The sequence below is a fragment of the Nitrospirillum guanabarense genome (assembly GCF_034653355.1).
Lineage (GTDB): Bacteria > Pseudomonadota > Alphaproteobacteria > Azospirillales > Azospirillaceae > Nitrospirillum.
Genome location: NZ_JAYEER010000003.1, coordinates 41,881 through 54,151 on the forward strand (window position 1 = coordinate 41,881; position 12,271 = coordinate 54,151).

Below are 12,271 nucleotides of genomic sequence, written 5' to 3' on the forward strand. Positions count from 1 at the left end.
AGGGGAAGTCGGCATAACGGCGAAATAACCCCAATTGATCCGGGACTTGGAACAGAGATGAGCACGCAGCAGACCCTTCCCGCCTTCTACCAGCGCCCCCGCCCCCTGGCCGCGGAGCGCGACGGCGACCTGTCGCTGGCCCCCGCCGCCGGCTACCAGTTCGCGGCCGGTTCCAACTCCGTGCCCGTGATCGCGGCGGAGTTCACGCTGGCCTGCAAGCACTACCCCATCCTGTTCCTGGACGGCGCGCCGCCCCAAGCCGTGGCCCTGCTGGGCATGCGCAATGGCGAGAACCTGTTCGTGGACGCCGACGGCGCCTGGGAATCCGGCGCCTACATCCCGGCCTACGTCCGCCGCTATCCCTTCATCTTCCTGGAGAACCGGGAGAAGGCGGAGTTCACCCTGTGCATCGATGAAGCCGCCTCCAGCCTGAGCCACGGCGGCCCCAACAAGCTGTTCGAGGGCGGCCAGCCCACCGAGGTCACCCGCAACGCCCTGGCCTTCTGCAGCGACTACCAGGGCCACTACAACGCCACCACCGAGTTCGTAGACGCGCTGATCAAGGCCGACCTGCTGGTGGAAAACCGCGCCGACGTCACCCTGAAGAGCGGCCAGAAGCTGAGCCTGGCCGGCTTCAAGGTCATCGATGAGGCCAAGTTCAACCAGTTGCCGGCCGAGGATTTCCAGCGCTGGCGCGAGCGCGGCTGGCTGGCCCTGGCCTATGCCCACTTCATCTCGGTCAGCAACTGGGCCGGCCTGGTGGACCGCACCTCTCAGCGCCCGGCGACCAACTGACACATCTTTTCAGCGCCTGAATGAAACGGCGGCCTGGGTTGCCCTGGGCCGCCGTTTTCATGCGCGGACGGCGAAACACCATTCCACAAATCTTTTACGGTATTCGCCTTCAGGCGGGCGTGCCGGGGAATAGCGCGCCCAGCAGCATGAGATACAGGAGCACCGCCAGTGGCAGGCACGCCTCCGCCCAGGTTTCGGCCCGCATCCGCACCTTCGCGATCGCTGTCATCCGTATCCTCATCCGCGCTTCGCAAACGTGGGATAATTTCAAACACCATCGCATATGAAGGTCAACAACCTTAAATTTACATTTATTATTTGTTATTACTCTTGGCGCATTGCCGCCGCGCCACCGAGAGACATTTCCCTGGGAGTTGTCGCAACGATCGGATAGGCGCGCATGGGACATCGGTTGGCGGTACTCACCCCTCGTTGGCGCGCTGCCGCCATAATGACAGGCATGGCCGCCGTCCTGCTCTCCCAAGGGGCGAAGGCGCAAACCGCCACTTCCGGCATCAGCGCCGAGGCGATACGCGACGCGGTGCGCGACCAGTTGAAGGCGGAGGACATCGGCCACGGCTTCGAGACCCTGAGCGTCTTCGGCGGCACGCCCGACGCCAGCGCCGCCCGCTACAGCAGCAATGACATCACGCTGCACGGCTACAAGCTGCCCATCACCCACAGCTTCCGCGACAAGGACGACACCGACAGCGTCGCCCCCTATCTGGAGGTGACGCTGGGCTATGAGACGGCCTGGCATCAGACGGCCTTGGGCGCCGATACCGGCGCGCCGGACGTGGTGAAGGAAAACTACAAGTCCTATTCCGCGCTGGGCGGCTTCGGCCTGGACATACCGATCGGCGGTTCCACCTCCGTCCGGCCGGTCGCCCTGGGCGGCTACACCCGCATTCGCGGCAGCGGGGAATTCGCCGGCCCCAATGCCGACCTGTTGCGGGAGAGCACGGGCGGCATCCTGACCAGCATGCGCATCGACAGCTTCCTGGCTGGCGGCGGGGTGGAGGTGCTGCATGAGCGTACCCTGACCGACGGCCTGCGCCTGCACCTGATGGGCCGCTTCAGCGAATTCGCCGACATCCCCAGCCGCGTCAGCGACCCGTCCTTGAAATCCACCGGCAGCTTCGGCTTCGCCACCGTCAATGCCCAGCTGGACGGCCCGCTGGGTCACCTGTTCGCCGACGACCTGCGCTGGATCGCCTTCAGCCGGGGCAACATCCTGATCGGATCGCAGCAGGATTTCCTGGGCTTCGACAAGTTCCTGGAGGTGGGCGGCGGGCTGGAGGTGATGACGCCCCACATGGGCTATGGCGTCGAGGGCGTGACGCTGCGCGGGTCGGCCATCATCGGCAACGGCGTGCGCGGCTGGACCATCGGGTTGGGCTTGGCGTTTTAGGGCCTAAGGCGCCCATACCTGGGTATGGCTTGGCAACGCGTTGATTTTCGGCGGGATTGACCAAATTTTTAAATGTGCCAAAAGGGGGAACCCCTCCAACGAAAGCGCCCTGTCCCCGTGCGTCTCCGCGATTTGCCGTCCATCAGCGCCGTCCTTTCCCACCCCGCCGCATCCCCGCTGCTGGACCGCCACGGCCGGACGGCGGCGACGGACGCCATCCGCGCCGTGCTGGCTGAGGCCCGCGCCGCCCTGCTGGCCGGCGGCGGCGACACCGTGCCGGATGCTGACGCCGTGGCCGCCCTGGCGGAGGCCCGGCTGGAGGATACGGGCCGATCCAACCTGCGCCCCCTGTTCAACCTGACGGGCACGGTGCTGCACACCAACCTGGGCCGCGCCCTGCTGGCGCGGGAGGCCATGGACGCGGCCCTGGCCGCCATGGGTAACCCGGTGGCCCTGGAATTCGACCTGGAGGACGGCAAGCGCGGCGAGCGGGACGACCATGTCCGCGCCTTGTTGTGCGAACTGACGGGGGCGGAGGACGCCACCGTCGTCAACAACAACGCCGCCGCCGTGCTGCTGGTGCTCAACACCCTGGCCCGGGGCCGCGACGCCATCGTGTCGCGGGGGAGCTGATCGAGATCGGCGGCGCCTTCCGCATGCCCGACATCATGGCCCAGGCCGGCGCCCGGCTGGTGGAGGTCGGCACCACCAACCGCACCCACGCCAAGGACTACAAGGGCGCGCTGACGCCCGAGACCGGCCTGGTCCTGAAGGTCCACACCAGCAACTACCGCATCCAGGGCTTCACCAAGGAAGTGCTGGCGCCGGAGTTGGCGGCCATCGCCCATGGCGCCAACGTGCCCCTGGTGAACGACCTCGGGTCCGGCACCTTGGTGGATCTGTCCACGTACGGCCTGAAGCGCGAACCCACGGTGCGCGAGGCGGTGGTGGAGGGGGCGGATCTGGTCACCTTCTCCGGCGACAAGCTGCTGGGCGGGCCACAGGCCGGCTTCATCGTCGGCCGCCGCGACCTGATCCGGGCCCTCAACCGCAACCCCATGAAGCGGGCCCTGCGGGTGGACAAGGTGCGGCTGGCCGCCATCGAGGCGACGCTGAAGCTGTACCGCGACCCCGATCGCCTGGCCCAGCGCCTGCCCACCCTGGCCCTGCTGTCCCGCCCCCAGGGGGAGATCGCGGAGCAGGCCCGGCGTCTGGCGTCGACGCTGGCCCAAGCGTTGGGGAGCGGCTACACGGTCGAGATCTGCGATTGCGACAGCCAGATCGGCTCCGGCGCCCTGCCGCTGGACACGCTGCCCAGCGCCGGCCTGGCCGTCGGCGCCGGGGGGGCCGCATTGAACGGGTTGGCGGCCGCCTTCCGCGCCCTGTCGCGCCCCATCATCGGCCGCATCGAGGATGGGCGCCTGGTGCTGGACCTGCGCTGCCTGCGTGACGAGGCGGCCTTCATCGCCACCCTGGCGGAGTTGCGGCTGCCATGATCATCGGCACCGCCGGCCATATCGACCACGGCAAGACGGCCCTGGTGCGGGCGCTGACGGGCGTCGATGGCGACCGCCTGAAGGAGGAAAAAGCCCGGGGCATCACCATCGACCTGGGCTTCGCCTACCTGCCCCTGCCAGATGGACCCGAAGGTGCCGGCCCCACGCTGGGTTTCGTCGATGTGCCGGGGCATGAGCGCTTCGTTCACACCATGGTGGCGGGCGCCGGCGGCATCGACTACGCCCTGCTGGTGGTGGCGGCCGACGACGGCGTCATGCCGCAGACGCGCGAACACCTGGCCATCATCGACCTGCTGGGCATCCGCCACGGCCTGGTGGCCCTGACCAAGGCGGACCTCGCCTCGCCCGACCGCCTGGCGGCCGTGACGGCGGAAATCAGGGCGGCGCTGGCGGGCACCAGCCTGGACGGCGCCGACATCCTGCCCGTCTCCGCCCTCAGCGGCACCGGCATCGATGCGTTGCGCCAGCGGCTGGAGGGGGAGGCCCGCGCCCAGGCGATGGCGAAAACGGCGGCTGACCCCGGCGCCTTCCGCCTGGCCATCGACCGCGCCTTCACCCTGGCCGGCGTGGGTGTGGTGGTGACGGGCACGGTGCTGTCCGGGCGGGTGCGGGTGGGCGACAGCGTCACGGTCAGCCCGTCTGGCTTGCCGGCCCGCGTCCGCTCGCTGCACGCGCAGAACACCGTGGCGGAGGAAGGCCGCGCCGGCGACCGCTGTGCCCTGAACCTGGCCGGCCCCGACATCACCAAGGAAGCCTTGCATCGGGGCGACATGGTGCTGACCCCGGCCCTGCACGCCCCCACCGACCGCATCGACGCCAGCCTGCGCCTGCTGCCGCGCGAGGCGGGGGCCAAGCCGCTGCCGCAATGGTTCCCGGTACGGCTGCACCACGCGGCGGCGGAGGTGGGCGCCCGTGTCGTGCTGCTGTCGGAAGAGGCGCTGGCGGGTGGCGAAGCCACGCAGGTGCAACTGGTGCTGGAACGGCCCATCGCGGCGGCCGTGGGCGACCGCTACGTCATCCGCGACGTCTCGGCCCAGCACACCCTTGGCGGCGGCCGCTTCATCGACCTTCGCCCCCCGCCCCGCCGGCGGCGCACGGCGGAGCGCGTGGCCCAGCGCATCGCCCTGGCCCTGCCGGACCCCAAAGCCGCCCTGGCCGCCCTGCTGGCCATCCCGCCGCATACCGCGGACCTGACCGCCTTCGTCCGCGACCACGCCCTGCCGGACGGCACGGCGGAGGCGCTGGCCGCCGAACTGGACCTGGTGGTGCTGGAGCATGGGGAGGCGCGCACGGCCCTGTCGGCTGGGCAATGGGCCACCTTCCTGGCCCATCTGTCGGAAACATTGGTGGCCTATCACGCCGAAAACCCGGACCTGCAGGGCATGGGGCGGGAGAAGCTGCGCCTCGCCGTGCAGCCCCGCCTGCCCGCCCCCGTCTTCACCGTCGCCATCGCCAAGGCCGTGGCCCAGGGCCTGGTGGCGCTGGATGGCGCCTTCATCCGCCTCTCCGGGCATGTCGTACGCCTGGCGCCGGCGGATGAGGCGGCGTGGGCCGACCTCGCCCCCCTGCTGGGCGGGGAGGTGCGCTTCCGCCCGCCCCGCGTGCGCGACATCGCCGCCGACACTGGCCGCGACGAGGGGGAGGTACGGCGCATCCTGAAGCTGGCCGGCCGCATGGGCTGGGCCGACCAGGTGGCGCATGATCATTTCTTCCTGCGCGACACCGTGCGCGAAATGGTCGCCATCGCCGTGGACGTGGCGGCCCAGGCCCCCGGTGGCGCCTTCGTCGCGGCGGCCTTCCGCGACCGCATGGACAACGGCCGCAAGGTCGCCATCCAGATCCTGGATTTCTTCGACCGCCACGGCGTCACCCTGCGCCGGGGTGACCTGCGCCGCGTCAACCCGCACCGGCTGGACTTGTTCGGCCCGCCTGTGGTTTTGTGAGCCCCCCGCTTACGTAAGCTAGGCCAAGACGGAAGGGAATCGCCCCTGGTGGGGCGTCCGGACTTCAAATCCGGGTGGGGCAGCGAGACTGTCCCGGGTGGGTTCGACTCCCATTCCCTTCCGCCAATTTTCAAGCTACTCAGCGGGCAAAAGTTTCAAGATAATTCCACCTCTGCGCGACCTTCTGAAATGAGAAGGTTGGCTGAACCTGCCAGGGGGGATAATGAGCCACGCGGCATACGCCTACATTGAGAAGAGCTTCAACGCGCGGTACATCTCCGACTTTCCGCGTTATGGCGATGGCGGTCCCAGTCAGGCCATCAGCGGGCCGGCGGGGGCGGGCGCCGCGGGACAGATCGGAATCACCATCGATACCGACCCCGGTCTGCTGGTCTGGATCAATGGCGTCCGGATCAGCAGCATCGAGGTGCTTTACGACGCAACACGGTTTTACGTCTCCCCCGCCGACTTGACCCTCAATCCGTCCTTCAACGTACCGATTAGGCGTGAAGGGGACGTGGGCATCACAACGCTTTTCAAGCCGGCGCAACAAGCAGACATGCGCGAATACTTTTTGACGATTTTCCCCTACGCGGCGGGCAGCAAACCGGGTGCCGTGACGTTGTTGCCGCCGGACGTAATCAATAAGCCGGCGTGGCTAACCATGCGCGTGAAAGGCGGCTATAAGGAAACCGCCCTGTTTAAGAAGGCAGAAACCCGGCGGGATGGCTCCGGAGAGTTCATCTTCGAAAGCGTCACCCGCGGCGCGGTCTACTGACGGCGGGCAGTTCACGCCACACGCACCACCGGTTCCCCTTCCGTCACGCGGCCGATGATGCGGGCCATGGGATACCCCGCCTCCACGATCTGGCGGCGGATCTCCTCCGCCCGCTCGGGCGCGCACGCCACCAGCAGGCCGCCGGAGGTTTGCGGGTCGGTCAGCAGGGCGCGCTGCCACAGAGGCAGGTCGGCGGGCAGGCGGGCTTCCTCGCCATAGCTGGCCCAGTTGCGGCTGGAGGCGCCGGTGATGAAGCCGGCCTGGGCCAATTGGGCGGCCTGGGACAGGAAAGGCAAACGGTCCCAGTCCACCGTCAGCGTCAGCCCGGCGCCGCGCGCCATCTCCAGGCCGTGGCCCAGCAGGCCGAAGCCGGTGACGTCGGTGATGGCGTGCACGTCGGCATCCTGTGCCAGGGTGGCGCCGATGCGGTTCAGCAAGGTGGTGCTGGCCACCATCTCGGCGTAGCCGGCGGCATCCAGCGTCTGCTTCTTGAAGGCGGCGGAATAGACGCCCACGCCCAGGCCCTTGGTCAGGATCAGGGCGTCGCCGGCCCGCGCGCTGGCGTTGCGGCGGATGGCCTGGGGCGGGGCGATACCGATGACGGCCAAGCCGTAGATGGGCTCGCCTGAATCGATGGAATGGCCGCCAGCCACGGGGATGCCGGCCTCGGCGCAGATGCTGGCGCCGCCGGCCAGAATCTCCCGCACCACCTCGGGCGCCAGCTTGCCCAGCGGCATGCCCAGGATGGCCAGCGCGAACAGGGGCCGGCCGCCCATGGCGTAGACGTCGGACAGCGCGTTGGTGGCGGCGATTCGGCCAAAGTCGCGCGGATCGTCCACCACCGGCATGAAAAAGTCGGTGGTGGCGATGATGCAATGGCGGTCGTCCAGCTGCCAGACGGCAGCGTCGTCCCCCGTTTCCGTCCCCACCAGCAGGTTGGCGTAACCCGCCGTCTGCGGCTGGCCCGCCAGCAGCTGCTGCAGCACCGCCGGCGCCAGCTTGCAGCCGCACCCCCCACCGTGGGCGAGATCGGTCAAACGTATCGGGTCATTGGACATTTCTATCGCCTTCAATTGTATGGAAGACCGGTTTTTGTATTGTCTGCAGGCAAACCAACCGCATCGCAAATAAGGACATTGCCCTTATTTGCAAGCGGCGTTAAGACCGCAGTTGTTCGATCGAGGATGCCTATCGCCACGACACCCACCATCGGGGACGGCGATAGCGGGCTCCCGACGCCGAACCGTGGCCCGGTCGGGTCCAAGACGTGGGGGGCGCGCCGCCCCTCGCGGGACTTAGCCTATGCCACGGACGCATCCCCATGGACCTGACCGCCGCGAAGTCTTCGCACATCCCCGGACGCCCCCACCCCATGGTGGGCATCGCCATCGTCGCCCTGATCGCCATCGCCGGCCTGTTCTACGTGAAATGGTCGCCCTATTACGCCCGCGCCTTCGCGGCGGCAGCCAACCACGCCATCGGCAAGTCCATCCTGATGGGTACCGACGCAGCCGCGCCGGCCCCGTCGTGGGACGCGGCCGTGGGCTATGCCCTGGCCTACGGCAAAGCCATCTGGCAGGCCATGGTGCTGGGCCTGCTGCTGGGCTCCGCCATCCAGGCGCTGCTGCCCGTCACCTGGGTGGCGCGCCTGCTGGGCCGTACCGGCTTCGGCAGCGTGCTGGCCGGCGGCCTGCTGTCCCTGCCCGGCATGATGTGCACCTGCTGCGCGGCCCCGGTGGTCATGGGCCTGCGCCGTCAGCAGGCGGCGCCGGGGGCGGCCATGGCCTTCTGGCTGGGCAACACCGTGCTGAACCCCGCCACCCTGGTCTTCATCGGCTTCGTCCTGGGCTGGCAGTGGACGGGCCTGCGCCTGGCCCTGGGGCTGGTGATGGTGCTGGGCCTGGGCCTGCTGGCCAACCGCGTCAGCCCCATGCCCGATCAGGCGACCGCCCTGCTGGCCCTGCAGGCGGAGGCGGAGGCACAGAACCCCTTTGTCCGCTGGCTCAAAATCCTGGGCCGCATGGCGGTGCGCCTGATCCCGGAATACGTCGTCATCGTCCTGGCCTTAGGTGCTGCCCGCGCCTGGCTGTTCCCCGCCATCGGGCCGGAGATCGGCAACAGCTTCATCTGGATTGCCGCCTTCGCCATCGCCGGCACGCTGTTCGTCATCCCCACGGCGGGCGAAGTTCCCATCATCCAGGCCATGCTGTCGCTGGGCATGGGCGTGGGGCCTGCCGGCGCCCTGCTGATGACCTTGCCGCCCGTCAGCCTGCCGTCCATCGCCATGCTGCACCGCTCCTTCCCGCCCAAGGCGCTGGCGGCGGTCATCGCCGGCGTGGTGCTGCTGGGCATCGTCGGCGGCTATCTGGCGGTTGGGCTGGGCTTTTAACTCACCCAGCGCAACCCAATCAAGGAATCGACGGCCAACTCGACCGGTGTGTGTAAAAGCGACTAAGCCTCACTCCCTCGGTGAGGCTCTTAATTCCTGTCAAACTTAACCAGGTGTCCAGACGCATATCGTCCGAAGCGTAAGGCGCAAAATCGGAATGCTTCTCGCGAATCGTGCGAAGAAGCGTGTCTCCGCGCTTCTGATGAATTTGGCCATTCACATTACGGTGACGACCATCAAGGCCAGGCTGCTGGTGGGTCATGATTCAACTCCGACCAAGTAAGCGGAACGGCGCCGCGTTTAGGGGCACCACATTGGATGGTGGGGAGAGCCAAACGCCATCGCAAGACCTAGCTTTGAATTTATTTTCAAACCTACCTCATCGTGTTTGGAAGAGCATCCACAAGAGCATCCACCGCCGCCCGCACCTTAAGGGGCAGGTGCGGCGTCTGCACCCACAGGGTATGGACGTCATAGAGATACTCCGGCTGGTCCGGCAGCACCGTCACCAGCGCGCCTGACGCCAGCTGTTCACGGATAAGCCAGGAGGGCAGCCAGGCCAGACCCATGCCGGCCACGGCCAGGTCGGCGATGGTCTCCAGATCGTCCAGCTGGATGCGGTGGCGGGGCAGCACCTCCACCGCCGGGCGCCCGTCGCGCGGGAACAGCCATTGCGGAATGCGGGCGGAGCGGCGGTAGATGATGCCCTCATGCCGGCCCAGGTCATCCAAATCCGTCGGCGCGCCATGCGCCGAGAGATAGGCGGGTGCGGCGCAGACCACCATGCGCTGGCGCGCCACGCGCCGGGCGATCAGGCCGGCGCGGTCGGCCAGGCCGCCGGTGCGGATGGCCAGATCGAACCCCTCCTCCACCAGGTCGACCAAGCGATCGCCCAGCGACAAATCCAGCTCCAGCGCCGGATAGCGCCGCGCCAGTTGCAGCAGCACGGGCACGACGCAGCGGCGCCCGAAATGCTCCGGCATGGTCACGCGCAGCCGGCCGCGCGGCTCCCCCAGCTGGTCGGCGGCCAGGGCGTCGGCCGCGTCCGCCTCCGCCAGCACGACGCGGCAGCGCTCGTAATAGGCCCGGCCGAAATCCGTCAGGCTCTGCCGCCGCGTGGTGCGGTTCAGCAGCCGCACGCCCAGCCGTTCCTCCAGGAAGCGGATGTGCTTGCCCACCATGGGGCCCGACAGGCCCAGCGCCGACGCGGCGGCGGCGAAAGACCCCAGATCCACCGCCTTGACGAAGACGGCCATGCTGCCCAAGCGGTCCATATTGAAAACCATTGGTTCGTAGTGTTCTGCATCCTAGCCCATTTATCCCGCCTGGCGGCCACGCTCATGTTCATTCTAGTCAATTGATTTGGAGTGAATGACCATGGCACGCGTTATCCGCTTTCATGAGCATGGCGGCCCCGAGGTCCTGCGTATCGAGGAGGCCGATGTGCCGCCCCCCGGCGTCGGGCAGGTGCAGATCCGCGTCAAGGCGCTGGGCCTGAACCGGGCGGAGTCCATGCTACGCACCGGCGCCTATATCGAAACGGTGGAGAATTGGCCCAGCGGCCTGGGCTTTGAGGCGGCCGGCGAGGTGGCGGCCCTGGGCGCCGGCGTGGAAGGCCTCAAGGTTGGCGACGCCGTCAGCGTGGTGCCGCCGCCCTCACAGATCGAGTGGCCCGCCTACGCCGAACTGGCCAACTTTCCCCAGCACCTGGTGGTGAAGCACCCGGCCACCCTCAGCTGGGAAGAGGCCGCCGCCACCTGGATGCAATACGTCACCGCCTATGGCGCCCTGATCGACTTGGCCAAGCTGGCGGCCGGCGATTTCGTGGTCATCACGGCGGCCAGCAGCAGCGTGGGCCTGGCCGCCATCCAGATCGCCCGCATGGTGGGCGCCACCCCCATCGCCGTCACCCGCACGCATGCCAAGCGCCAGGCCCTGCTGGAGGCCGGGGCCGCCCATGTCGTCGCGTCGGCGGAGGAGGATCTGGAGGCACGGCTGGCGGAGATCGCGGGGCCCGAGGGCGTGCGCGTGGTGTTCGACCCCATCGGCGGCCCCATCTTCACGCCTTTGACCGCCGCCATGGCCCGGGGCGGCATCCTGATCGAGTACGGCGCGCTGAGCCCCGAGCCGACGCCCTTCCCCCTGTTCAACGTGCTGGGCAAGAGCCTGACGCTGCGGGGATATCTGATCCACGAGATCACCACCGACCCCGCGCGGCTGGCGGCGGCCAAGGCCTTCGTGCTCAAGGGCCTGGAGTCCGGCGCGCTGAAGCCCATCATCGACCGCAGCTTCGCCTTCGACGACATCGTGGCGGCCCACCGCCACCTGGAATCGAACCAGCAGTTCGGCAAGCTGGTGGTGACGGTCTAAGGGAACCGGCCCCGATATCATCAACCGGGGCCGCCTCTCCCTACGCCAGCAGCAGCGGATTGGGCGCGTGGCGCAGCCAGCCGACCTCGGCCACCATCAGGTCCAGCCCCAGGCTGGCCAGATCGTCGGCGTAGGGGTCCAGCCTGGGGTCCTTGGCCACGTACAGCATCTTGGCGTAGGTGTGGCAGTCGTCGCAGGTTTCCACCTGCACCGCACCGTTCTCGCCCTCCACGCTTTTCAGCGACAGGTGGGCCGACTGCCCGCAGGTGATGCACACCGCCCGCACATGGTTCCAGGCGGTGGAGCAGAGGGAGCAATAGAGGTAACGCACGCCGGGCGTGGAGCCGGAAGCGGTGATGACACCCGCCACCGGGGTGGAGCCGCAGCAGGGGCACAGGCCGCGCTCCGGCAGCAAATGCACCTGGGACTCGTCCAGGGTGGCGGCCAGCTTGGTGAAATAGACCTGCAGGGCCGCCGCGATGAAGACGGCGCGGCCGGCATCCTCAGGCGCGACGTTGCCGCTGAGGAAGTCGTTGGCCAGGTATTCCAGCGTGTCGCCGTCCACCTCGTTCAGGCTGTCGATGACGGAGGCCACCAGATCCGGCACTTCGGGCAGGCGGTCGAAATGGCGCAGGATCAGGGTCAGCGCCTCGCGCCAGACGATGTCGCGCTCATGGCCATCGGCGGCCAGGGGCGGCATGCCGGCATCGGTGGCCGTGGCCAGGTCGTCGGCATCCGGGGCGGTCACGTCGATCATGTCGGCCGCGTCGTGCTGGGCCTGCGACAGCTCGCACAGAAACTCCAGCCACTGCGCCATGGGATGGTCGACCGCCAGCACGCCCAGCCGCCCGGAGGTGCGGGCAAAACGGGTGGCCGGGTCGGGCAGGATCACCGGGGCCGGAGCGGTCACCCCACCCTGGGGGTTGCCGATCCATGGCGCCTTGGGCGCCACCTCACCCTGTCTCATGATCGAACTCCTGAAGCGGGCGGAAGCCGCTCATAGCATGGAATGAAAGGGGCGCGGCCCCGAGACAGGACCGCGCCCCAGATACATAAGCGTTGATGCCG

The 12,271-nt window shown here is 68.2% G+C and carries 9 protein-coding genes, 1 tRNA gene and 1 pseudogene; 8 read left to right on the top strand and 3 right to left on the bottom strand.

The annotated features are described in order from the left end of the window. Positions 1-57: 57 nt before the first annotated feature. The 6 genes and pseudogenes from UAA55_RS09570 (at position 58) to UAA55_RS09595 (ending at position 6,444) form a co-directional block, all read left to right on the top strand. Positions 58-795, top strand: coding sequence for a SapC family protein (locus UAA55_RS09570; protein ID WP_322952466.1), 738 nt, complete (start codon positions 58-60; stop codon positions 793-795). 460 nt (positions 796-1,255) lie between these two features. Continuing rightward, positions 1,256-2,206, top strand: coding sequence for a hypothetical protein (locus UAA55_RS09575; protein ID WP_322952467.1), 951 nt, complete (start codon positions 1,256-1,258; stop codon positions 2,204-2,206). Positions 2,207-2,278: 72 nt separating this feature from the next. Next, a pseudogene (selA, locus tag UAA55_RS09580) lies at positions 2,279-3,702 on the top strand (L-seryl-tRNA(Sec) selenium transferase). Further along, positions 3,699-5,666 carry a selenocysteine-specific translation elongation factor gene (gene selB / locus UAA55_RS09585; RefSeq protein WP_322952468.1) on the top strand — a complete coding sequence of 656 codons (1,968 nt, stop codon included), beginning with the start codon at positions 3,699-3,701 and terminating at the stop codon, positions 5,664-5,666. The pseudogene selA and the gene selB overlap by 4 nt, the downstream one beginning before the upstream one ends. Before the next feature lie 30 nt (positions 5,667-5,696). Then, positions 5,697-5,792 (top strand) — tRNA-Sec (locus UAA55_RS09590). Positions 5,793-5,889: 97 nt separating this feature from the next. Further along, positions 5,890-6,444: a hypothetical protein gene (locus UAA55_RS09595; RefSeq protein ID WP_322952469.1), complete on the top strand. Its 555-nt coding sequence runs from the start codon at positions 5,890-5,892 to the stop codon at positions 6,442-6,444. A gap of 11 nt (positions 6,445-6,455) precedes the next feature. On the opposite strand, the gene selD is transcribed toward UAA55_RS09595, so the two are convergent. Beyond that, entirely contained in the window at positions 6,456-7,502 is a 1,047-nt protein-coding gene (selD, locus tag UAA55_RS09600; RefSeq protein WP_322952470.1) for a selenide, water dikinase SelD, read from the bottom strand. A gap of 263 nt (positions 7,503-7,765) precedes the next feature. Here selD and UAA55_RS09605 point away from each other — a divergent pair, with 263 nt between their 5' ends. Beyond that, positions 7,766-8,833, top strand: coding sequence for a permease (locus UAA55_RS09605; RefSeq protein WP_322952471.1), 1,068 nt, complete (start codon positions 7,766-7,768; stop codon positions 8,831-8,833). 374 nt (positions 8,834-9,207) lie between these two features. On the opposite strand, the gene UAA55_RS09610 is transcribed toward UAA55_RS09605, so the two are convergent. After that, positions 9,208-10,107, bottom strand: coding sequence for a LysR family transcriptional regulator (locus UAA55_RS09610; protein ID WP_322952472.1), 900 nt, complete (start codon positions 10,105-10,107; stop codon positions 9,208-9,210). 103 nt (positions 10,108-10,210) lie between these two features. Here UAA55_RS09610 and UAA55_RS09615 point away from each other — a divergent pair, with 103 nt between their 5' ends. After that, entirely contained in the window at positions 10,211-11,203 is a 993-nt protein-coding gene (locus UAA55_RS09615; RefSeq protein WP_322952473.1) for a zinc-dependent alcohol dehydrogenase family protein, read from the top strand. A gap of 40 nt (positions 11,204-11,243) precedes the next feature. Here the strand turns inward: UAA55_RS09615 and fdhE are convergent, their stop codons facing one another. After that, positions 11,244-12,170, bottom strand: coding sequence for a formate dehydrogenase accessory protein FdhE (gene fdhE / locus UAA55_RS09620; RefSeq protein WP_322952474.1), 927 nt, complete (start codon positions 12,168-12,170; stop codon positions 11,244-11,246). Between the last annotated feature and the right edge of the window lie 101 nt (positions 12,171-12,271).

Excerpts from the sequence above, each read along its gene's own strand:
- selB (WP_322952468.1), top strand. The coding sequence starts at position 3,699 with ATGATCATCGGCACCGCCGGCCATATCGACCACGGCAAGACGGCCCTG.
- UAA55_RS09615 (WP_322952473.1), top strand. The coding sequence starts at position 10,211 with ATGGCACGCGTTATCCGCTTTCATGAGCATGGCGGCCCCGAGGTCCTG.
- UAA55_RS09610 (WP_322952472.1), bottom strand. The coding sequence starts at position 10,107 with ATGGACCGCTTGGGCAGCATGGCCGTCTTCGTCAAGGCGGTGGATCTG.
- UAA55_RS09575 (WP_322952467.1), top strand. The coding sequence starts at position 1,256 with ATGGCCGCCGTCCTGCTCTCCCAAGGGGCGAAGGCGCAAACCGCCACT.
- UAA55_RS09605 (WP_322952471.1), top strand. The coding sequence starts at position 7,766 with ATGGACCTGACCGCCGCGAAGTCTTCGCACATCCCCGGACGCCCCCAC.
- selD (WP_322952470.1), bottom strand. The coding sequence starts at position 7,502 with ATGTCCAATGACCCGATACGTTTGACCGATCTCGCCCACGGTGGGGGG.
- UAA55_RS09570 (WP_322952466.1), top strand. The coding sequence starts at position 58 with ATGAGCACGCAGCAGACCCTTCCCGCCTTCTACCAGCGCCCCCGCCCC.
- UAA55_RS09595 (WP_322952469.1), top strand. The coding sequence starts at position 5,890 with ATGAGCCACGCGGCATACGCCTACATTGAGAAGAGCTTCAACGCGCGG.
- fdhE (WP_322952474.1), bottom strand. The coding sequence starts at position 12,170 with ATGAGACAGGGTGAGGTGGCGCCCAAGGCGCCATGGATCGGCAACCCC.